Source organism: Brevibacillus humidisoli, assembly GCF_020923435.1.
Taxonomy (GTDB): Bacteria; Bacillota; Bacilli; order Brevibacillales; family Brevibacillaceae; genus Brevibacillus_E; species Brevibacillus_E humidisoli.
Window position 1 is genome coordinate 1,418,853 of record NZ_CP087263.1, and the last position, 20,658, is coordinate 1,439,510.

General features: G+C 52.5%; 20 protein-coding genes and 1 tRNA gene. 18 read left to right on the forward strand and 3 right to left on the reverse strand.

Annotation, left to right across the window (positions count from 1 at the left end; translation table 11 throughout):
- Positions 1-143 precede the first annotated feature (143 nt).
- The 6 genes from hflX (at position 144) to glnA (ending at position 6,282) form a co-directional block, all read left to right on the forward strand.
- Positions 144-1,427, forward strand: coding sequence for a GTPase HflX (gene hflX / locus LOK74_RS07055; protein WP_230046935.1), 1,284 nt, complete (start codon positions 144-146; stop codon positions 1,425-1,427).
- Positions 1,428-1,587: 160 nt separating this feature from the next.
- The gene (locus tag LOK74_RS07060) at positions 1,588-2,862 is read left to right on the forward strand and encodes a methionine gamma-lyase family protein (RefSeq protein ID WP_230045938.1); all 1,275 of its coding nucleotides are present in this window, start codon (positions 1,588-1,590) and stop codon (positions 2,860-2,862) included.
- 39 nt (positions 2,863-2,901) lie between these two features.
- Positions 2,902-3,696 (forward strand): thymidylate synthase, encoded by a 795-nt coding sequence (locus tag LOK74_RS07065; RefSeq protein ID WP_230045939.1) that lies wholly within the window; start codon positions 2,902-2,904, stop codon positions 3,694-3,696.
- On the forward strand, positions 3,693-4,166 hold the full coding sequence (locus tag LOK74_RS07070) for a dihydrofolate reductase (protein ID WP_230045940.1): 474 nt from the start codon (positions 3,693-3,695) through the stop codon (positions 4,164-4,166). The genes LOK74_RS07065 and LOK74_RS07070 overlap by 4 nt, the downstream gene beginning before the upstream one ends.
- A gap of 340 nt (positions 4,167-4,506) precedes the next feature.
- Entirely contained in the window at positions 4,507-4,917 is a 411-nt protein-coding gene (locus LOK74_RS07075; RefSeq protein ID WP_230045941.1) for a MerR family transcriptional regulator, read from the forward strand.
- Between the two features lie 30 nt (positions 4,918-4,947).
- Entirely contained in the window at positions 4,948-6,282 is a 1,335-nt protein-coding gene (glnA, locus tag LOK74_RS07080) for a type I glutamate--ammonia ligase (RefSeq protein WP_230045942.1), read from the forward strand.
- A 631-nt stretch (positions 6,283-6,913) separates the two neighbouring features.
- On the opposite strand, the gene LOK74_RS07085 is transcribed toward glnA, so the two are convergent.
- Entirely contained in the window at positions 6,914-7,435 is a 522-nt protein-coding gene (locus tag LOK74_RS07085) for a hypothetical protein (protein ID WP_230045943.1), read from the reverse strand.
- 380 nt (positions 7,436-7,815) lie between these two features.
- Here LOK74_RS07085 and LOK74_RS07090 point away from each other — a divergent pair, with 380 nt between their 5' ends.
- From LOK74_RS07090 to LOK74_RS07105, 4 genes are all read left to right on the forward strand, one after another.
- The gene (locus LOK74_RS07090) at positions 7,816-8,265 is read left to right on the forward strand and encodes a MarR family winged helix-turn-helix transcriptional regulator (protein WP_230045944.1); all 450 of its coding nucleotides are present in this window, start codon (positions 7,816-7,818) and stop codon (positions 8,263-8,265) included.
- A gap of 75 nt (positions 8,266-8,340) precedes the next feature.
- The gene (locus tag LOK74_RS07095) at positions 8,341-9,570 is read left to right on the forward strand and encodes a multidrug effflux MFS transporter (RefSeq protein ID WP_230045945.1); all 1,230 of its coding nucleotides are present in this window, start codon (positions 8,341-8,343) and stop codon (positions 9,568-9,570) included.
- A gap of 121 nt (positions 9,571-9,691) precedes the next feature.
- A complete protein-coding gene (locus tag LOK74_RS07100; RefSeq protein WP_230045946.1) occupies positions 9,692-10,177 on the forward strand; it encodes a DUF456 domain-containing protein in 486 nt (161 codons plus the stop codon).
- A gap of 249 nt (positions 10,178-10,426) precedes the next feature.
- On the forward strand, positions 10,427-11,425 hold the full coding sequence (locus LOK74_RS07105) for an aromatic acid exporter family protein (RefSeq protein ID WP_230045947.1): 999 nt from the start codon (positions 10,427-10,429) through the stop codon (positions 11,423-11,425).
- Between the two features lie 115 nt (positions 11,426-11,540).
- On the opposite strand, the gene lexA is transcribed toward LOK74_RS07105, so the two are convergent.
- Entirely contained in the window at positions 11,541-12,164 is a 624-nt protein-coding gene (lexA, locus tag LOK74_RS07110; RefSeq protein ID WP_230045948.1) for a transcriptional repressor LexA, read from the reverse strand.
- 179 nt (positions 12,165-12,343) lie between these two features.
- On the opposite strand from lexA, the gene yneA reads away from it, so the two are divergent.
- The 4 genes from yneA (at position 12,344) to LOK74_RS07130 (ending at position 15,818) form a co-directional block, all read left to right on the forward strand.
- Positions 12,344-12,688 carry a cell division suppressor protein YneA gene (gene yneA, locus LOK74_RS07115; RefSeq protein ID WP_230045949.1) on the forward strand — a complete coding sequence of 115 codons (345 nt, stop codon included), beginning with the start codon at positions 12,344-12,346 and terminating at the stop codon, positions 12,686-12,688.
- A 101-nt stretch (positions 12,689-12,789) separates the two neighbouring features.
- Positions 12,790-12,993, forward strand: coding sequence for a DUF896 domain-containing protein (locus tag LOK74_RS07120; RefSeq protein WP_230045950.1), 204 nt, complete (start codon positions 12,790-12,792; stop codon positions 12,991-12,993).
- Between the two features lie 160 nt (positions 12,994-13,153).
- On the forward strand, positions 13,154-13,519 hold the full coding sequence (gene crcB, locus LOK74_RS07125; RefSeq protein WP_230045951.1) for a fluoride efflux transporter CrcB: 366 nt from the start codon (positions 13,154-13,156) through the stop codon (positions 13,517-13,519).
- Positions 13,520-13,568: 49 nt separating this feature from the next.
- On the forward strand, positions 13,569-15,818 hold the full coding sequence (locus tag LOK74_RS07130) for a HelD family protein (protein ID WP_230045952.1): 2,250 nt from the start codon (positions 13,569-13,571) through the stop codon (positions 15,816-15,818).
- A 68-nt stretch (positions 15,819-15,886) separates the two neighbouring features.
- Here the strand turns inward: LOK74_RS07130 and LOK74_RS07135 are convergent, their stop codons facing one another.
- Complete coding sequence (locus LOK74_RS07135) at positions 15,887-16,189, reverse strand: iron-sulfur cluster assembly accessory protein (protein ID WP_230045953.1); 303 nt, start codon at positions 16,187-16,189, stop codon at positions 15,887-15,889.
- Between the two features lie 206 nt (positions 16,190-16,395).
- On the opposite strand from LOK74_RS07135, the gene LOK74_RS07140 reads away from it, so the two are divergent.
- The 4 genes from LOK74_RS07140 (at position 16,396) to LOK74_RS07155 (ending at position 20,517) form a co-directional block, all read left to right on the forward strand.
- Positions 16,396-16,488, forward strand: a tRNA-Ser gene (locus tag LOK74_RS07140).
- Between the two features lie 348 nt (positions 16,489-16,836).
- Positions 16,837-18,606, forward strand: coding sequence for an extracellular catalytic domain type 1 short-chain-length polyhydroxyalkanoate depolymerase (locus LOK74_RS07145; protein ID WP_230045954.1), 1,770 nt, complete (start codon positions 16,837-16,839; stop codon positions 18,604-18,606).
- 135 nt (positions 18,607-18,741) lie between these two features.
- Entirely contained in the window at positions 18,742-19,296 is a 555-nt protein-coding gene (locus LOK74_RS07150) for a DJ-1/PfpI family protein (RefSeq protein ID WP_230045955.1), read from the forward strand.
- Between the two features lie 258 nt (positions 19,297-19,554).
- Positions 19,555-20,517, forward strand: coding sequence for a metal-dependent hydrolase (locus LOK74_RS07155; protein ID WP_230045956.1), 963 nt, complete (start codon positions 19,555-19,557; stop codon positions 20,515-20,517).
- The last annotated feature ends 141 nt before the right edge of the window (positions 20,518-20,658 follow it).

Here is a 20,658-nt window from a genome sequence, read left to right on the forward strand (position 1 = left end):
TGTTTTCAGCGTTGCAGGGACTGGCTGAGAGCTGGAATCGCATCCCCTGCTTGTTGTCCACAAACAGGGAGTACGGTATGATTACATCAGAGCGGGAGGAGTTCCCGATCTTTGTGAAGCGGAAAGGACGTATTGCCTATATGATGGAACCCTTGAATCAGAGACAAGAGCGGGCCTTGCTCGTTGGCTGCCTGCTGGATGGGCGTGACGAGCAGCAGATGCGGCTGTCTCTGGAGGAACTGGCTGAATTGGCCAAGACGGCTGGCGTAGAGGTAGCAGGCGTCTTCACCCAAAACCGCGACAGAATTGACCCAGCCTGGTACCTCGGTAGCGGCAAAATCACGGAGATTGCCCATTACGCCCATGATGTAGATGCGGACCTGGTCATTTTTAACGATGAACTGTCACCGACCCAGAACCGCAATCTGGATACGGTCTTTGACTGCAAAGTAATCGATCGGACACAGTTGATTCTCGACATTTTTGCTGGCCGCGCCCATTCCCGGGAAGGAAAGCTGCAGGTGGAGCTGGCCCAGTACAATTACCTGCTTCCCCGTCTGGCCGGGCAGGGGAAACAGCTCTCCCGGCTGGGCGGTGGGATTGGCACGCGAGGTCCGGGGGAAACCAAGCTGGAAAGCGATCGACGTCATATCAGGCGTCGGATTCGTGAATTGAAGCAGCAGCTTGAGGATGTCGTCAGGACGAGACAGCTGCACCGAGAGCGGCGGAAGAAGAACAGCGTCTACCAGATCGCACTGGTCGGTTACACCAATGCCGGCAAGTCCACACTGTTAAATCGCTTGACAGCCGCCGGAACGCTGGAAGAAGACAAGCTGTTTGCCACCTTGGATCCGACGACGCGGCAGCTGAAGCTGCCGAACGGCACGGATGTACTGCTGACCGATACGGTAGGATTCATACAGGATCTGCCGACGGCACTAGTGGCCGCTTTTCGCTCCACGCTGGAAGGGGTACGGGAGGCAGATCTGATCTTGCATGTGGTAGATGGTCATCACCCCGACTGCGAGATCCATATGGAAGTAGTGGAAAAGGTGCTGCGCGATTTGCAGGCTGACGGGATCTCCCGATTGGTCGTCTACAACAAGGCAGATCTGATCCAGGAAGGAACGTACCTGCCGCAGGCAGAACACGCCATTTTGATCTCTGCACTGCGTGACGAAGATCTGCATCGACTGCTTTGTACTATCGAAGAGATGGTCTGCGGCTCGTACAGGGAACTGATTCTGCACATCCCTGCCGAGAGGGGGGACCTGCTGTCGCTGTTGTACCGGGAAGGGATCGAGGTTCGACAGCAGTTCGTGGAAGAGGACGACGTCTACCAGGTACAGGTTCGCTTGAACCAGCAGAGTCCAGTGTACGGGCGGCTGTGCCCGTTTTTGGAAACGGATCAACAACAGCTTACATGATACATGACAATGGAAGAGTGTGAAGCATGCAGTCCCCGGCAACAGTGGGACAGTGACTGTTCGACTGTTGCCGAAGGGGCAGCCTCCCTCACCATCAGTTGCAGGAAGCATCCTTATAGAAGGTACTGATGAGGTTTTGGCAGAAAGGTGAGTCTGGTTCATGTTTGACTTGTTTACGTATGGACAGCAATTGGAACCAATAGTAAAAGAAGTAGAGGAACAAATCGCCGACCGTCATCGCGAGATTGCGGCAGTGGTCGATTACAATCAATTGAAAGTGCTGCGCTCGTTCCAGAAGCATGAAGTGAACGAGTTTCACTTCGCTCCTTCTACTGGATATGGATACGACGATGTCGGTCGGGCCACACTGGAATCGATCTACGCTGATGTATTTGGCGGTGAGGCAGCGTTGGTCCGCCCGCAGATCGTGTCGGGAACGCACGCGATCGCAATCTGCCTGTTTGGTATTTTGCGGCCGGGGGATGAGCTGTTGTACATCACCGGCAAACCGTATGATACGTTGGAGGAAGTGATCGGTGTACGCGGCGAAGGGCAAGGCTCGCTCAAAGAGTACGGGATTTCCTACCAGGCGGTAGCATTGAGGGAAGACGGTGAGGTGGACCTGCGGGGTGTTGCGGAGGCGATCACTCCGGCGACCAAGGTGATCGGCATTCAGCGCTCCAGAGGATACGCTGACCGCCCGTCCTTTTCCATCGCCAAGCTGGCTGAGATGATCCGGTTCGTCAAGGAGATCAACCCTGAACTGGTCGTGTTTGTCGACAACTGCTACGGCGAGTTTACGGAGCAGCAAGAACCGCTGCAGGTGGGAGCTGACATCATGGCCGGGTCACTGATCAAAAATCCCGGCGGGGGGATTGTCAAGACAGGCGGCTACGTGGTGGGCCGAGCCGATCTTGTGCGGTTGGCATCGTATCGCATGGCTGCTCCCGGGATCGGAGCCGAGGGTGGAGCCTCGCTCTATTCGCTGCATGAGATGTACCAAGGCTTTTTTCTCGCTCCCCATGTCGTCGGTGAAGCGTTGAAGGGAGCTGTCTTTTCTTCCGCTCTACTGGAGCGGCTCGGTTTTCGCACCAACCCGCTCTGGCACGAACCACGAACCGATTTGATTCAGTCAGTTGAGTTCGGTTCGGCCGATCGCCTGATCGCTTTTTGCCAAGGGATTCAGAAAGCAGCCCCGGTCGATGCCCACGTCACTCCCTATCCGAGCGAGATGCCGGGCTATGCCGATCCGGTGATCATGGCGGCGGGAACCTTTATCCAGGGGTCCAGCATCGAGTTTTCCGCTGACGGACCAATCCGACCGCCCTATCTCGGGTTTGTGCAGGGAGGATTGACTTACTCGCACGTTAAAGTGGGGATTCTGACCGCGCTGGACGAGATGTTGAAAAAAAATCTGCTCAACCTACAGCAGTAAAACGAGATTGAGATGAAGATATGGGAAGGAGCGATTCGGATGAAGCAATACCTGGACCTTTGCCGTAGAATTCTGGAGGAAGGAACGAAAAAAGAGGACCGGACAGGTACGGGAACGATCAGTGTCTTCGGCCATCAGATGCGGTTTGACTTAAGTGAGGGGTTTCCGCTGTTGACGACCAAAAAACTGCACACCAAGTCAATTGTCCATGAACTGCTCTGGTTTTTGATGGGCAGCACCAATATCCGCTACCTGCAGGAGCATAATGTCCGCATCTGGAATGAGTGGGCAGACGAAAACGGTGATTTAGGACCAGTCTATGGCAAACAGTGGCGTTCGTTTAGCGGGCCTAATGGCCAGACAGTGGACCAGATTCAGTGGGTGGTGGAGGAAATCAAACGAAATCCCGACTCCCGCCGTCTCGTGGTGAGTGCGTGGAATCCGACTGAACTGGATCAGATGGCTTTGCCTCCCTGTCACTGCCTGTTTCAATTCTACGTCGCGGAAGGGCGGTTGTCGTGTCAGCTCTATCAGCGAAGCGGCGATACGTTTTTGGGCATTCCCTTTAACATCGCCAGCTATGCTTTGCTGACCTGCATGGTTGCTCATGTGACCGAGCTCAAACCGGGCGAGTTTGTCCATACGATCGGGGATGCTCATCTCTATCTCAACCATCTGGAGCAGGTAAAAGAACAGCTCGCCCGGGAACCGCTGCCGCTGCCGACGTTAAAGCTCAATCCCGAGGTTCGCTCGATTACGGACTTTACGTATGACGACATCCAGTTTGTCAACTACCAGGCCCATCCGCACATCAAAGGGAGCGTTTCCGTATGATCAGCATGATTGTGGCTTACGCCAATGGACAGGTGATCGCCAAGGATGGGCAAATGCCTTGGCATCTGCCAGCCGATCTCCGACATGTAAAAGAGCTAACCACTGGACAGACGATCGTGATGGGACGCAGAACATTTGAGTCGATCGGTCGTCCCCTGCCCAATCGGCGCAACGTCGTCCTTACCCGCAGCCGTGACTTCTCTGCCCCGGGAGTGGATGTGGTACATAGCAAAGAAGAGGTGCTCGCCTTGGGCCATGTCTTTATCTTTGGCGGTGCTGAGTTGTACGCGCAGTTTTTGGATGTTGTCGACAGGCTGTATATCACTGAGATTGATCTGGATACGGAGGGCGATACGTTTTTTCCGGAGTGGGACCGCAATGCGTTTGAGCTTGTGGAGAAGCGGGAAGGCATAGTGGATGAGAAGAACCGTTATCCGCATACGTTTTATCTCTACGAGCGTAGACGCTAGCTCAAACACGTTTGTCCCCAGTGTGGTTTCTGGATCTGATATCAAATCATTGTCGCGGTTACAGCTGCTTGATTGCCTTAAATGGCATGCCTGCCAGAGGAATGTCGTTTAAGGCTTTTTTTGTGGGTAAGATGGATCAAAAAAGGGTAAAGTCAGAGAAAAGCGGATGAGAAAGGAGTCTGCTTCGGTTCTCTCTGGTAGGGTTAGGTATCGAGTGACGGGAATATGTTAAGATTTCTGTGTAAGTTTTTATTACGTGTATTGACAGCTTTTCTTCCTGTGGTTATAATGAAGACAGTTTCAAGGAGAGCTGAGTGTGACAGGAGGGAGGATTACAGGGATGAGCGATAATATTCGCCGAAACATGGCCCTCTTTCCCATGGGCATTGTGATGAAACTGACGGATCTGACAGCACGCCAGATTCGCTATTACGAGCAGCATGAATTGATTCATCCGGCCCGAACGGAAGGAAAGCAGCGTCTATTTTCTTTTAACGATGTGGACCGGCTGCTGGAAATCAAGGCACTCATCGAGCAAGGGTTGAACATAGCGGGGATCAAGCAGGTGATCAGCATGAAGGGTGAGCCTGCCGAGAGGACAGAAATCACCAATAAGTCGGAGCAGGCGAGAAAAGAACTGACCGACAAGCAGCTGCATCAACTGCTGAAGCAGCAACTGCTCCATCCCGGTTCTTCGCGGATGGGTGACACAGCCCTGATCCGTGGGGAATTGTCCCGCTTTTTTCACTAATTCATCAGCAAACGGTAGGAGGAGAAAACGATGAGCAAGTACACCAGAGAAGACATTCTGCGCTTGGCCAAGGAAGAAAACGTCAAGTACATCCGCTTGCAGTTCACTGACCTGATGGGCGTAATCAAGAACGTGGAGATCCCGCTTTCTCAGCTGCCCAAAGCACTGGACAACAAGATGATGTTTGACGGTTCTTCTATCGAAGGGTTTGTTCGCATCGAGGAGTCGGATATGTACCTGTATCCGGATCTGGACACTTGGGTAGTCTTTCCGTGGGGAACCGAAGAAGGCAAAGTAGCCCGCCTCATCTGTGATATCTACATGCCGGACGGCACTCCGTTTGAAGGGGATCCACGCTACATCCTGAAGCGCACCCTGAAAGAAGCGGAAGAGTTGGGCTTCACTGCTTTCAACGTTGGACCGGAACCTGAGTTCTTCCTGTTCAGACTGGACGAAAAAGGGGATCCGACGCTTACGCTGAACGACCAAGGCGGTTACTTCGACTTTGCGCCGCTAGATCTGGGTGAGAACTGCCGTCGTGACATCGTGCTTACGCTGGAAAAAATGGGCTTTGAAGTGGAAGCTTCTCACCACGAAGTGGCTCCCGGTCAGCACGAAATCGACTTTAAATACGCCAATGCCGTGCAATCGGCCGACGAGATTGCAACCTTTAAACTGGTAGTTAAAACGATTGCTCGTCAGCATGGGCTGCACGCCACCTTTATGCCGAAGCCGTTGTTCGGGGTAAACGGATCCGGCATGCACTGCCACCAATCGCTGTTCCGTGGCAACGAAAATGCTTTTTACGATGAATCCGATCCGCTCGGCCTGAGTGAGACAGCCAAGCACTATCTGGCAGGTATTCTGGCACACGCTCGCGGGTTTGCTGCCATCACCAATCCGCTGGTTAACTCCTATAAGCGCCTGGTGCCTGGCTATGAAGCGCCATGCTATGTCGCTTGGTCGGCGAAAAACCGTTCGCCTCTGGTGCGGATTCCGGCGTCCCGCGGTCTGAGTACGCGGATTGAGGTGCGCAACCCTGACCCGGCTTCCAACCCGTACCTGGCACTTGCTGTCATGCTGAAAGCGGGACTGGACGGAATCAAGAACAAGCTGGCACTGCCTGCGGCGATTGACCGCAACATCTACGTGATGACCGAAGATGAGCGGGAAGCTAGCGGTATCGAGAGCCTGCCTTCTACGCTGAAGGAAGCAATTGAAAGCCTGAAAGCTGATCCGGTGATTTGTGAAGCTCTTGGTGAACACGCGCTGGTTCATTTCGTAGAAGCAAAAGAAATCGAATGGGACATGTTCCGCACACGCGTCCACGATTGGGAGCGCGAACAGTACATGAGTACCTATTAATCGCATAATTGCCGCACCCCTTGCGCCTGCTGGCGCGGGGGTGTTTTGCTTTTCGCTCTCCATTTTCCAAGAAAAGAGAGGCGGAAAGCCTGAAAAGAGAGAGTTCACCGTCTGACTTCAGCAACAGTTAGCTGGGTGGAGTCAGGGCGACGGTGTATTTGCGCGCTCAAACAGACTGAAGAATCACAAGACCGGCCGCCCCATACGCACGTCGCAAATCCTCTGAACATGGGCATTGTCAACTCACGTTTACCACCGAATCCTACACGTTGCCTCATCTGGTATGCAGCATCTCAGGAAGGTTACTGTATTTGCAGAACAGCTAGAGATGGAGATTGATATTCCGTAGGTTGATTCAACTCCGTTTGTACAACGCGAAGACTGATGATATCGCCAGCAGCAAGGGTTTGTTGAATCGTAATGGAAACGGTCTGTGGGGGAATTGTTGAGAAAATCGGACCGATTCCAGTGTCCCCAACAAATATCTGAAAATCTGCAGCAACGGAAACATGGTTTAGGTTTGCAGAGATTTGGTATACTCCAGTATCGAGCACGGTTATGGTATTGGTTGCGACATCGGGAATCGTGTTCAGTGCAGGACCGCTCGTAACAAAATCAATAAGATCGTCAGCTAGAGCAGTACCTGAACCAGAATAAAGCGATCCGAAGCCCAAAAGGGGCCCTGGGTCGCCCTGAGGTCCCGGAGGTCCAGCGGGCCCTGGTTCACCTTGAGGTCCGGGGGGTCCTGCAGGTCCTGGCTCACCCTGAGGTCCCGGAGGTCCGGCAGGTCCTGGCTCACCCTGAGGTCCCGGAGGTCCGGCAGGTCCTGGCTCACCCTGAGGTCCCGGAGGTCCAGCGGGTCCTGGCTCACCCTGAGGTCCCGGAGGTCCAGCGGGTCCTGGCTCACCTTGAGGTCCCGGAGGTCCAGCAGGTCCTGGCTCACCCTCATATCCTGGAGGTCCAGGCGGCCCTGGAGGTCCCGGCATTCCCGGAGGTCCAGCAGGCCCTGGAGGCCCTTGCATCCCTGGAGGTCCAGCAGGTCCTTGCATTCCCTGAGGTCCTGGGGGGCCTTGTTCTCCCCAAGGCCCTCGAGGTCCCCTAGGTCCCCGTATTCCTCGAGGCCCTCGAGGCCCCCGTGGCCCTGGCTTTCCATATCGGTGTCTTCCACCCTTCCGAACTTTAAAAACAAACGACTTCGTTTTTGGTGCGCCACAACTTATTCTGAAAATTTTATCCTTGCCTCTTCTTCGTTTAGGACATCTCAGAATAATCACCTCCTGTGATATAGTTACATTATGGAAGGGCTCTTGAGTTGGAATGGAGTTGTACCTAGTTGGCTCGGTAATTTTTGAAATAGCGCAAATGTCATCCATTTAAGCAACAATGAACCATCTTTTCCTCTTTACTTCCAATTATTCTGCTCCCGTTTCCGCAGCGGAGCAGGGACTTTTATCGATCCAAGGGATTGACAGATAAAGAAGAATCGGGTAATGTTGCTTTTGATTAGTCGACTAACTAACGGGAGGCAGACAGTTGGAATTTCACTATTCGGATGCCTTGACGCACTTGATGGGGCACGTGTTAAAGCTCCATCGGGAGAATGTGGATTTTCTGATTCAAGCGTATGATGTATATCCTGGCCAGCCACCGCTGCTGATGCGGCTAGTAGAGAAGGACGGTCAGGTTCAGAAAGAGCTGGCCAGTCGATTGAGCATCAAGCCAGCTACACTGACGGTGATGGTGAACCGAATGGAAAAAAACGGGCTGGTCTTACGAAAACCGGACCCTGTCGATCAAAGGGTATCTCGTGTTTTTCTCACTGACAAAGGCCGCCGTGCCGCAGAAGCAGTCACCCAAGCCTTGTCCGTGATTGAATCTGCTTGTCTTCAACATGTAGATGAGGAGGAGAAGCGACTGTTGCGGCGGTTGCTGCAGCAGATGTACCGAAACCTGGAAGAATTCAAGCGAGAGCAGCAGCGTTAACGTGAATACAGACAGAAGCGCACGAACTGCAAGGACTAGGAGAAACCATCTTGTAAAGGAAGGGTATGAAGAGACATGAGCAACCTCGCGGGGATCGATACGGCTGTCCAGTCGTCGACGCGTTCGCGTCGCTTGTGGATGGCGGTGATCTTGGGGTCATTAGCGGCATTTGGCCCTTTGTCGATCGATATGTATTTGCCGTCTTTACCAACTATTGCGAAAGATTTGCATACAAGCACATCGCTGACACAGCTCAGCCTGACGTTTTTCCTACTGGGCCTCTCGCTGGGTCAACTGCTTGTCGGACCGATCAGCGATGTGCGGGGACGACGTACCCCGCTGCTGATTGGACTAGCGGTTTACGCTGCCGTCTCGCTGCTTTGCGCATTTAGTCCTTCTATCTGGGGATTGATTGCGCTACGGTTTGTTCAGGGGCTTGCCGGGGCGGCAGGAATTGTGATTTCTAGGGCCATCGTGCGAGATTTGTATTCCGGATCCGAGTTGACGAAGTTTTTTTCATTACTGATGCTGGTCAATGGAGCTGCACCCATTCTTGCTCCTATTGCAGGCGGGCAATTGATGCAGATAACGTCTTGGCCGGGCGTGTTCGTGATTCTCAGCGTCTGGGGGATGGTGATGCTGCTGGCTGTACTGTTCGGTCTGCCGGAGACTCTGCCAGTCGAACGACGCTCAAAAGGGGGAATCAAGAACACGCTGAACACCTTCCGCAGCCTGCTGCGAGACCGGGTGTTCATGGGGTATGCGTGCTCACAGGGACTGGTCATCGCGGCGATGTTTGCCTATATATCCGGTTCGCCATTCGTCATTCAAAATCTCTTCGGAGCATCGCCCCAACTGTATAGTTTGTTCTTTGCGATCAATGGACTTGGCATCATTATCGCCAGCCAGTTGACGGGTAGGTTGGCGGGTCGAGTGGATGAGACCAAACTGCTCATCAGCGGTCTTGTCATTGCGGCGCTGGGTGCTACCGGGCTGCTGATCATGATTTTGTCGGGAGGTGGGCTGTATACGATTCTGCCGCCGCTGTTTTTGGTCGTATCCAGTGTAGGGATTGTCAGCACCACTACGTTTTCGCTGGCGATGCAGAATCAGGGGCAGTCGGCAGGCAGTGCATCGGCGCTGCTGGGGCTGATGTCGTTCATTGCTGGTGGACTCGCGGCTCCACTAGTGGGCCTAGGGGGAAGCGATACGGCCATCCCGATGGGGGTCGTGATTGCTGTCGCAGATCTTGGTGCCGTCTTGTGCTTTATCACGATGGTTCGCCGCAGAAAAACGACAAGATGATCCCGTGCGACAGGGGGAAGAATCTTCGTAGGATGAAACTTTCCCCACTTGGTTTACGTAAGATAAGAGAGTACCACACTTACACGTAACGGATCGAATGTTTTTCCGAGGAGGAAGCCAGATGGAGATTTTTTTGTGGATCGTAATCGTCGCTCTCTTCGTTCTTAGCATTGCCGGTATCTTTCTGCCAGTTCTGCCGGACACCGTGTTTTTGTGGGCCGGGTTTTTGCTTTATCACTTTTTCGTCGCCGACCCAGGCATGGGCCTGCCTGCTTCCTTTTGGTGGGGGATGGTCGTGCTAAGTATCATGCTGTTTGGCGCAGATCTGCTGACCAACCTGTATTTTGTAAAGAAGTACGGTGGTTCGAAGTGGTCTTCATTCGCCGCCGTTGTGGGTCTGCTGCTTGGTCTGCTCGTTTTTCCGCCGTTCGGGATGCTGATTCTGCCGTTTTTGCTCGTTCTGGCAGTCGAGATCGGACTGGAGAAAAAGAAACTGGACAGCGCGCTGAAAGTGGCGGTGGGGACACTGATTGCTTTTCTCGGCAGTACCGTAGTCAAAATCGCGATTCAGCTTGCGATGATCGCTTGGTTTTTCCTGGCATTGTAGTGTTTTGGCCGATGATGACCGACGATCAAGATCAATTCTGTCTCTGACGCCACAGACGAACAAGTTGAGATAGCAGGGTGCCCGTTGTCACCCGCTTCTTCACATCGCAGAAGAGGGACGATGTGACTGGATCAGTTCAGGCTTGAAACCTGGTGGATAGTCGGAGAAAATGACAATAGGTGGAGCCAAGCGGCGTGTCTCGACACCGTCATGGTGTAAACTGATCATCGCAAAAAGGAAGGAAGCTCGTTGAAGATAGGATACAGAACGATCAAGACGGCAGTCGGGACGGCATTGTCCATTTTTATTGCTCAGCAAGCAGGATTGACGTTTTACGCAGCCGCAGGAATTATCACCATATTGTGTGTGCAGGTGACAAGGAAAAAGTCGATCGTCACGGCGATTCACCGTCTGTTTGCCTGTTTGTTGGGATTGGTGATCGGGGTTCTCTTTTTTGAGGGGCTGGGCTATCACCCTTATACGTTCGGACTTTTGCTGCTTGTCTTCATCCCGCTGATCGTTCGTCTGAAAGTGAACGAAGGTTTTGTCACCAGTGCCGTCGTGCTGCTGCACATCTATTCGTTGGAACGGGTCGACCTAGCGATTATCGCCAACGAATTGGCACTGCTTTCAATCGGGATCGGCGTAGCGCTGCTGATGAACCTGCACATGCCTAGTGCAGAAAAGGAATTGCAGCGACTGCAGCAACAGGTGGAGCGCAATTTTGCCACCGTGCTGCGGGAATTCTGCTATTATCTGCGCAACGGCAGCAGCGACTGGGATGGTCGAGAGATGCTGGAAACGGTACAGCTGCTGGAACAGGCGATCCGTTTGTCGGTACAGGACGTGGAGAATCGTCTGATCAAGCCGGAGGATGAATACTACCAGTATTTCACGATGCGGGCAAAACAGTTTGAGTTGCTGGAGCGGATGCTGCCCATCGTCTCTTCACTCGATCAGCAGGTGCCTCAGGGAGGGCAGATTGCTGACTTTCTGGATCACTTGAGCCAGTCGATCCACCCTGGAAACACCGCTTATCTCTTTTTGGACAAGCTGAACGAGATGCGCAAGGAACTGCAGCAATCCCCGCTTCCCAAGACGAGAGAAGAGTTTGAAACTCGAGCTTCTCTGTTTTATCTGCTGCGGGAGATCGAACAGTATCTGCACATCAAGCATGAACTTGGCAGGGAAGAGAGAGCGGGCAACCACCATCGTGCTGGAGGGAATCTGGAAAAAGAAACAAGCTGACACTGCAGGATGCAGATGTGTCAGCTTGTTTTTTCATTCATACAATTAAAGGTAGAACATATGTCACGCGTCCAACTTTTTCAATGCGGAAGGGAAGCTTGTCCGATGGGCTTCTCTAGTGAACCAGACGATAGACGCCAATCACTTTTCCCAAGATGGTGACAGATTGCAGGATAATCGGTTCCAAAGCAGCATTCTCCGGCTGAAGGCGAACGTGCGTTTTTTCTTTGAAAAACCGCTTCACGGTCGCTTCATCTTCCTCTGTCATCGCTACGACAATGTCCCCGTTGTTAGCCACATTTTGCTGGCGAACGATCACATAATCGCCGTCCAGGATGCCGGCTTCGATCATACTGTCCCCTGATACCCGCAACATAAAGACATTATCTGTCGAGACGAGATTCTCTGGAAGTGGAAAATAATCTTCCACATGTTCGACGGCCGTAATCGGCTGTCCTGCGGTAACTTTTCCTACTACCGGAATGCGAACGACCGACATTTCAAAATCGGGCTGATAGCGGTTATCCTCGGAAAGTAGTTCGATTGCCCGCGGCTTGGTGGGATCTCGACGAATCAAGCCCTTTTTCTCCAATCTGGCCAGATGGCCGTGAACCGTGGAGCTGGATGCTAATCCGACGGCTTCACCGATCTCTCGTACAGACGGAGGGTAGCCCTTGTCCTTTACCTCTTTCCGAATAAAATCCATGATTGCCTGTTGCCGGCTGGAAAGCTTGGTCATGCTTACACCTCTACTCTCGATCCAATATTTTTCTACATTATACCATGGGATCTTGCGTTCGACAAACATAAGTTCGATTTTTTTGTTGACATGAACATATGTTCGCATGTACAATAACACCAACAGGAACAAACGTTTGGAAAACGAATGTTCGTCCATTTTAGGAGAAGTTGAGGTGTATGATACGTATGAATCACGTTCACTCCAGATATAGAAGCGGCCGACATAAGGGGAGAATCGGCATTACGCGCGGTCAGGCTCTGTTGATTTTGCTAGCATGTTCTCTTTTCTTTTCTTTGCTCACAGGGTTCGTCTTTGCAGCCGCTGAGGAAGAACAAGGCTATTCTTCGCACAAGCTGGTAACCGTTCAGCCGGGTGACAGCGTGTGGGAGTTGGCCGTAAAATATCAGGAAGAGGCGGGTATCGATCTGTATGAGTTGATTGACGCAATCAAGACGAGCAACGATTTGCCTGGGTTTGTTATCTATCCCGGTCAGAATCTGATCATTCCGCTTGATAGGTAACGGTGTTGCTAGCCTGCTAGCCTTCTCCCATCTACAGGTCGATGCGATTCTGTTTCTGTGATATAATGACGGGACAATGCTTGGGGATGGGAGGGGAGACAATGGTTACAGACGCAGAAATCCGGCGAATTAACGAACTGGCTAAAAAATCAAAGCAGCAGGGATTGACGGATGAGGAGAAGCAGGAACAGCAAACATTGCGCCGGAAGTACATCGATTCTGTTCGCACATCGTTAAAGGCCAGTCTGGACTCCATCCGGTTTGTCGAAGATGTGGAAGAGGGCGACCAGCGGCGCAAACACTAAGCAGCAGAAAGAGAATAGCAATCATCAAGCCCGCAGTGATTTGCGGGTTTTTTCGCTGTGCTTGGCAACGGAGACCTGGCTGCGGTAGACTGGAAAAGACAGTAAGCGCGGCAGGAGCTAACCGGCCGGGTGCACCGATGATACGAGAGGGGTGGAGAAAATGGCTCTGTTGGCGGTGGCAGTAGGGGGAGCGATTGGTTCTGTGCTGCGCTACCTGATCGGACTGTGGGCCAATCAGCCAGGTTGGCCGCTGGGAACATGGCTGGCCAATCTGATCGGTTCGTTTCTGATTGGGTTGGTTTACGTATGGGGAAAGGAAAAAGGATGGCTCTCGCCAGAACTGTATCTGCTGCTTGCGACCGGTGTGATGGGCGGGTTCACGACCTTTTCTACCTTTTCACTGGAGACGGTATCGTACTTTTTGCAGGGGATGCCCTGGCGAGCGGGCCTCTACATACTGACTAGCGTAGGTTCTGGTTTATTGGCAGTCTCGTGTGGTTGGTGGCTGGGACGTCAATTGTTATAAAAGTAGGAAGTACGCCAGCAAGATCGTTCGGGAAAGGAGTCAGGGCCATATGACCATTCGTCATCCCGCGTACCCGGAGGAACAGAAGCGATTGGAGCGGACGGTTCAGGTGGTTGATCAGGAGATCAAGCTCCTGCGGGAAGATGTCCGGGAAGCCACAGACGACGATGTCAAGCAGATCATCAACCAAAAGAAAGCAAAAGAACTGGTCTATTTGGAGACCGCTCGGGAAAAGCCGTACTTTGGGCGGGTCGACTTCAGTCGGGCGGAGACAGGAGAGCACGACACGGTTTACATCGGTAAACGGGGAATTGTAGATAGCACCAGCCTGGATGCCGTTGTGATCGATTGGCGGGCTCCGATTGCCAGCTTGTTCTATAGCGGTGAGAGTACAGATGCTTGTTACCGTACACCGAAGGAGCTTGTTCGTGGAGAGGTGACCTTAAAGCGTAATTTTGCGATCGAACAGGGTGTGATTACCGGCATATACGATGGTGCGCTGAAGGAGACGATCCAAAAAGAGATCGGCAGCCCTGACGACTTCCTGGGAGAGGGGTTTATTGATGAGTTTCTCGCATCCAGTCTGAATCAGACCAACGATAGCCGTCTGAAGGACATCGTTGCAACGATTCAGTCAGAGCAAAACGAGATCATCCGTGCAGAAAAAGATCGTCCGGTTATCGTTCAGGGTGTGGCCGGCAGCGGGAAGACGACAATCGCGCTGCACCGCTTATCCTATCTGATTTACAACTATCAGGACACGCTCTCTTCCAAAAAGTTTATGGTGTTCGCTCCCAACCGCTTGTTCCTCAATTACATTTCCGAAGTGTTGCCGGAACTGGGAGTAGAGGATGTCCAGCAGTCCACATTTCTGGAGTGGGCCAGTCGGGAGATCAAGACAGAAGTGCCGAAAGGGTGGCGCATGATCGATCCTGGGCGGACACTGCGGCTATTTTTTGAGCACAGCGCAGAGCAGGAACGAGAGAGGGACATCACCCGCAACCGTCTCCGTTTCAAAGGCTCCTTGGCGATGCGTGACACGCTTGATTGTTATGTGGGGTACTTGATTGACGAAGTAATTCCTTTTCGCCCCGTACGATTTTTGTATAAAAAAACAGAACGGGTGTTTTCCGTCTCCGGCGCGGATATTCGTGAATTGTTCACAGAGCAATACGGTTCACTGCCGCTGGCCGAGCGGGTTGTGATGCTCCGGAAACATTTGAAGCAGCAGTTGACCAAACAGTTTTACGCCCATATCCGTGAACTGAAAATGGATCTGGACAAGCAGGCGTTGCTCCGGTTTGAAGCAAAGTTGGAACAGATGATCGATGCCTATTTTAAGGATTGGCCGTCTTTTGAGGTGTTCGCAGCCTACCGCGAACTGCTTACGGACCCGCGGAAGCTTCGAAAACTGGTGCCAGATTATATTCAAGATGAGGTGATCGGTGATGTGAGTCAATCTTGCCGTCTGTTGTTTGAACAGGAACGGCTCGAGGCGGAAGATGTGGCTCCGCTGCTTTACCTCAAGCATTTGCTGCATGGCTCAAAAAAGCAGCTTACGTTTGATCATGCGGTGATTGATGAGGCACAGGACTTGAGTGCGCTTGAAATCCTGCTGATCGCTCAGATGACCAAACGACAATCGGTTACGGTCGTCGGCGACCTGGCTCAGGCCATTCATTCGTATAGAGGATTGGAAGACTGGCGGGAACTGCTTGAAGGCGTGTTCACCGATGACCGTGCGGCCTTCTACACGCTCCAACAAAGTTATCGTTCAACGGTGGAGATCATGCGTCTGGCCAGTCGGGTATTGAGCGCTGTTGAACTGCCGGGGATTACTCCGGTACAGCCGGTCCTGCGGCACGGGAAAGAACCATTGATCGTACCCGTCGGCAAACCATCCGAGATGTATCAGGACTTGGCCAATCGGGTCCGAGAGTATCTCGAAGCAGGCTACTCCTCGATAGCCATCGTGGGCCAAACGGTGGATGCAAGCCGCCGTGCCGCGAAAGCGGTTCGTCCCCTGCTGCCTCAGGTGGTGCTGCTCACGGCCAAAGATACCGCATACCCAGGCGGTGTGACGATTCTCCCGGCGTATCTAACCAAAGGACTGCAGTTCGATGTGGTCTTGCTGCTCGATGTCGATGAGGACCAGTATCCGTTGGACCGGGAAGCGGCAAAACTGCTGTACGTGGCGATGACACGTCCGGTTCACCATTTGGTGATCTACCATATGCAGGGGAAGCTCTCCTCTTTGCTGGCAACAGATAGGGCAGAGAAGAAAGAGATGACAGGTTGAGAGAATGCTAGGACCTAGGACAGTAAAAATGCAGCGTGAGACAAACGATCTGTCGCACGCTGCATTTCTTAGTGATCGCCCGTGTTTCCTTTGCTGGGATTGGTAATCACGTATCCTTCCTGGGGAAGATAAAGATAATCAATCACCACTCCATCGAGAAGCGGCTCCCCTTCTTCCAGAACCACGTCAATCTCTTTGTCTGTCGAGATGACCACATCACCATCTGTTGGCTTGTCCAGCGTCAAACCATAGTGGGCGTGGTTGCCGTGTCGATGCGTCACGTAGACGCGCAGCTTCATTTCCTTGTCTTCTTCTTTTGCCAGCACTTCAGCCAACTTCTTGGCGGCGTTGCGGGTAATCTTGCATTTCATCTGGCATTCTCCTAACTATTTGCTAACGATGTGAAAACGCTTTGCTCCCATCATACCAGAGAAAGATTTTGGGACGCAAATCACTTCTTGCATCTCGCAAAACAACATGTGCTTCTGGCTAAGGGATACCAATAATAGAACGTTGACTTTTTAGGCCGGTTCGTAGTACACTATCTTCTGTTGTTTTGGCAATCTATTAGATAGATGGATGGGTGTCCGAGAGGCCGAAGGAGCACGATTGGAAATCGTGTAGACGGGGATAACTCGTCTCGTGGGTTCAAATCCCACCCCATCCGCCATCATTCAGACAAAACACCTCTGTACAGAGGTGTTTTTTGCATCGTTTGGTTTTGCCGTTCAGATTGTTGACGATCCATGTGCGATTCGCAGCTCCTACCATCAATCCGCCAAAGCAGACTGTTTTTTTTATCTCACCTCTCCATCCTGATGATTCCCTACCAGAGAAAACTGCTCTTCCTGTCTCAGAGAATCAACATGTCGCAGCTGATTGCAGCAAGCGTTTGCCGATCTGCGACATACGGACCGTTTGCAGGCCTATAAAACGGTGCAAAAGGTTTGGTCCAGAAATTGCAAGAGACACGGAATGTAGGTTCTTGATCCATTTGCAGGAAGGGAGATGGTAATGGATGAAAATCTGGAAAAAGGGGATCGCGCTCTTCTCGCTCTTCGCTTTCCTCGCTATGATGATGCCCGATGCTTCTGCTGCAGGCAGTTTTGTCACCAAGACGTATAACGGACGAAACTACAAGCTGTATGTACCGGGTGGTTATTCTGCCGACACCCCTGTTCCCTTGGTTGTGATGCTGCATGGCTGTACGCAAGACCCTGATCAGTTTGCCGCAGGGACGCAAATGAATGTGTTGGCTGAATCGCATAATTTTCTCGTTCTCTACCCTGAACAGCCTTTATCGGCCAATATCAACAAGTGTTGGAATTGGTTTGAGCCTGCGCATCAATCCAGAGGCAGTGGGGAGCCAGCGCTGATTGCCGGGATGGTGAACCAGACCAAGTCGCAATACACTATCGACGACAACCGGGTCTACATAGGCGGACTATCGGCAGGAGCAGCGATGAGTGTGATCATGGGAGCGGCGTATCCTGACGTGTTTGCGGCCATTTCGGTCGGGGCAGGTCTGGAATACAAAGCGGCAACGAGCGTAACATCTGCCTATACAGCGATGCGTAGTGGCGGGCCTGATCCCGTTCAGCAAGGCAACAAAGCGTATACCGCGATGGGCAATAGAGGCAGAGTCGTCCCGGTTATCGTGTTTCACGGAACATCTGATTACACAGTATATCCCGTCAATGCCGATCAAGTGATCTCGCAGTGGGCCCAAACAAACGACCTGGCGGCTGATGGCGTCGACAACAACCAGATCGATGACACAGCGGACCAAACGATACACAGTGCCGTGCCTGGAGGCCGATCTTATACCAAGTATGTTTACGAGGATCAAAACGGCTTCATTGTCATGGAAAAATACCTGGTGGACGGAATGGGGCATGCCTGGTCCGGAGGGAGCAGCACAGGTTCCTATACAGATCCGCAAGGGCCGAATGCTACGCAGCTCAGTTGGGACTTTTTCCTAGATCACCCGATGGACGGAGCGGACGAAATCGATACGACGCCGCCGATCACAACGGCAAATCCGTCCAGCGGTACATTCGCCCATCCTGTGTCTGTCACATTGCAGACGAATGAACCAGCGGCTACCTACTACACGCTTGACGGAAGCACGCCTACCACGAACTCTGCCAGGTATACCGATCCGATCCTCATCCAGACAACGTCCACGCTGAAGTTCTTTAGCCAAGATGAGAGCGGGAACAGTGAGTCTGTAAAAACGGAGACGTATACCATACAAGGGGACGGCACTCCTTTTACATTTGCATCCATTGCTGCGGAAGACGGCTATGTCGGCCAATATCCAGCCGATGGAGCAAGCGCGACTGTCCATAAAGTCGGCGATAAGGGGATGTACAACACGGATACCTATCGTACGATTTTATCTTTCGACACCAGTTCCCTGCCCGATACAGCCAACATAACAGGGGCGAAGCTCAGGGTCTACCGAAAATCCTTGACCGGAACTGTCGGCGGTGTTGCCGTCGCGATCAAAAGCGGGACGTTTGGCGCGAATGGCAGTTTAGAGCAGGCCGATTACGCCGCAGCGTCTTCCGCAGCGCATATCGCTACCCTGTCGGTTCCCACGGCTAATAACGACTACGCGGAAGTGGATCTGCCGCCTAGCTCCTTCGCCTATCTCAATAGGAGCGGAAAAACTCAACTTCGCCTAACAGCCACTACAAACAGCGACTTTGCCTCCGATGTGTTGGAAATATACGGCGGCGAGTCCCATGCATACAAACCGGTTCTGATCATAATGATGGAGTAATCCGACCTTTGCTGATTTGCTGCAGGATCGTAAGCCCGGTTTTTCTTCCTGGAGCAGGGGAAGCGGGCGGGGCTATCGAAGAGAATAGGTGCAAGCAACCACCAAAAAATTCAGAAGGAAGGTGAACAGGATCTTATGCCAAAGAAGGTGCTCATCGTAACAGGTGATGCAGTTGAAGCGCTGGAGATCTTTTATCCCTACTATCGCTGTCTGGAAGAAGGGCTAGAGGCAGTGATCGCATCCCCAACCAAAAAAACGCTGAATACCGTGTGTCACGACTTTGAACCGCACAGCGAAACCTACACCGAAAAACCTGCGTATCGGTTGGATTCCCACGTGTCGTTTGCAGAAGTGAAACCGGAAGAGTTTGACGGTCTGATCATTCCGGGCGGCCGGGCTCCCGAGTACATCAGGCTCAACCCGCTGCTGAAGCCTATCCTTGCTCACTTCTTTGAAGCGGATAAGCCGGTGGCAGTGATTTGCCACGGAGTGCAGGCGCTCACAGTGATCAAGGAACATCTGCAGGACAAAGAAATGACGGCTTATCAAGCCTGCAGACCGGATGTGGAGACTTGTGGTGGAATCTACAAGGAAGACACCTTGCACGTCCACGGCAAGCTGGTATCCGGCCATGCCTGGCCCGATCTTCCCGGCTTTATGCGGGAGTTCATCCGCCTGCTCAACCAGTAGAGCAACGTTTGACATGGTTTCAGGATTGTAGTTGACGGAAGCATGCCGACAAAACGGCATGCTTCTTTTTGTCCTCCGACAAGCTTATGTTTGCCCTGTATTTGCTAACTCCTGGGCACCTCTGTGTTTACAACCCGTCGCCTTTCTTAAAACGCGCTTTACGGTGCGTTAACGATAGCCTCACCTTGCTGGTTTACGATAAAACAGAAGCGTACTTGAGCTTGCACGCTAAACTTGCTGCCAGCAGGAGGGATATCATTGGATACTGGAAGCCACGTGTTGTTTGGATTAACCTTGGCGGGATTGGCTCATGTAGATCCGTTGGTTGCGGAGCATCCGGCCGTAGCCGAGGCGGTGCTGATCGGCACGTTGATCGGATCGAACGCTCCCGATTTCGATGCGGTTGTTCGCCTGAGAGGGTATCCGGCTTATCTGCGCTACCACCGCGGCATGACCCATTCCCTTCCCGCACTGGTGATTTGGCCTGTGCTGATTACGCTGCCGCTGATCTTCGGCAGTGAGCTGTACCAGTACGGGCATGTACTCTTCCTCTGGACATTGGCGGCTGTCGTGCTGCACGTACTGCTCGACATGCTAAACAGCTACGGCGTACAGTCTCTTCTTCCCTTATCCAAAAAATGGGTCCATCTCGATATTCTTGCCATCTTTGAACCGTTCTTATTTCTGCTTCATATCACAGGACTCCTGCTCTGGTTGGGCACGACATGGGAGCCCAGTCTCATCTTCGTTGGCGTGTATGGAGCGACAGCTCTCTATGTAGCCGTACGCGCCTGGCAGCACAGTCGGCTGGTGCAGCAGCTAAAACGTTCCTTCTCCCAACTGAAGGCATGTCATGTCTTGCCCAGTTTTCATTGGTTCCACTGGAGCTTTGTCGTGGAGACGGAAACCTGTTTTATCACCGGCAAAATCGTGTACGGCCAAATCAAGAGAGAAGAAATTTATCCAAAAGAAGAGCGAACAGAGGTGATCAAAGCTACCATGGGTACCGACGGTGTCCGGGCATTCCTCGGGTTCGCGCAGCGCATTCACGTCACCTGCAAAGAGATTCAGGACGGCTACGAAGTGTACTGGAGCGACGTACGTTTTTGTTACGACCGCAAACTGCCGTTTGGCGCAGACATTGTCCTCGACCGGAATCTCAATGTGGTTCGTGACAGACTAGGCTGGCGGAAAAAAGCCTGGGACCCCCCGTTCGTATGAGCGACTGATGAGCACCTGCAACGGCAGGTGCTTTTTCTTTGACTCATGCAGGAGAAAGGGTAAAACGGGCGGGACTAAATCTGTAGTGGAAAAGAAATACTAGACCATAGCCAGTCCATTCCAAAGTGACAGGAGGGGTCT

Excerpts from the sequence above, each read along its gene's own strand:
- hflX (WP_230046935.1), top strand. The coding sequence starts at position 144 with ATGGAACCCTTGAATCAGAGACAAGAGCGGGCCTTGCTCGTTGGCTGC.
- LOK74_RS07060 (WP_230045938.1), top strand. The coding sequence starts at position 1,588 with ATGTTTGACTTGTTTACGTATGGACAGCAATTGGAACCAATAGTAAAA.
- LOK74_RS07065 (WP_230045939.1), top strand. The coding sequence starts at position 2,902 with ATGAAGCAATACCTGGACCTTTGCCGTAGAATTCTGGAGGAAGGAACG.
- LOK74_RS07070 (WP_230045940.1), top strand. The coding sequence starts at position 3,693 with ATGATCAGCATGATTGTGGCTTACGCCAATGGACAGGTGATCGCCAAG.
- LOK74_RS07075 (WP_230045941.1), top strand. The coding sequence starts at position 4,507 with ATGAGCGATAATATTCGCCGAAACATGGCCCTCTTTCCCATGGGCATT.
- glnA (WP_230045942.1), top strand. The coding sequence starts at position 4,948 with ATGAGCAAGTACACCAGAGAAGACATTCTGCGCTTGGCCAAGGAAGAA.
- LOK74_RS07085 (WP_230045943.1), bottom strand. The coding sequence starts at position 7,435 with ATGGAAAGCCAGGGCCACGGGGGCCTCGAGGGCCTCGAGGAATACGGG.
- LOK74_RS07095 (WP_230045945.1), top strand. The coding sequence starts at position 8,341 with ATGAGCAACCTCGCGGGGATCGATACGGCTGTCCAGTCGTCGACGCGT.
- LOK74_RS07100 (WP_230045946.1), top strand. The coding sequence starts at position 9,692 with ATGGAGATTTTTTTGTGGATCGTAATCGTCGCTCTCTTCGTTCTTAGC.
- lexA (WP_230045948.1), bottom strand. The coding sequence starts at position 12,164 with ATGACCAAGCTTTCCAGCCGGCAACAGGCAATCATGGATTTTATTCGG.
- yneA (WP_230045949.1), top strand. The coding sequence starts at position 12,344 with ATGATACGTATGAATCACGTTCACTCCAGATATAGAAGCGGCCGACAT.
- LOK74_RS07120 (WP_230045950.1), top strand. The coding sequence starts at position 12,790 with ATGGTTACAGACGCAGAAATCCGGCGAATTAACGAACTGGCTAAAAAA.
- crcB (WP_230045951.1), top strand. The coding sequence starts at position 13,154 with ATGGCTCTGTTGGCGGTGGCAGTAGGGGGAGCGATTGGTTCTGTGCTG.
- LOK74_RS07130 (WP_230045952.1), top strand. The coding sequence starts at position 13,569 with ATGACCATTCGTCATCCCGCGTACCCGGAGGAACAGAAGCGATTGGAG.
- LOK74_RS07135 (WP_230045953.1), bottom strand. The coding sequence starts at position 16,189 with ATGAAATGCAAGATTACCCGCAACGCCGCCAAGAAGTTGGCTGAAGTG.
- LOK74_RS07145 (WP_230045954.1), top strand. The coding sequence starts at position 16,837 with ATGAAAATCTGGAAAAAGGGGATCGCGCTCTTCTCGCTCTTCGCTTTC.
- LOK74_RS07150 (WP_230045955.1), top strand. The coding sequence starts at position 18,742 with ATGCCAAAGAAGGTGCTCATCGTAACAGGTGATGCAGTTGAAGCGCTG.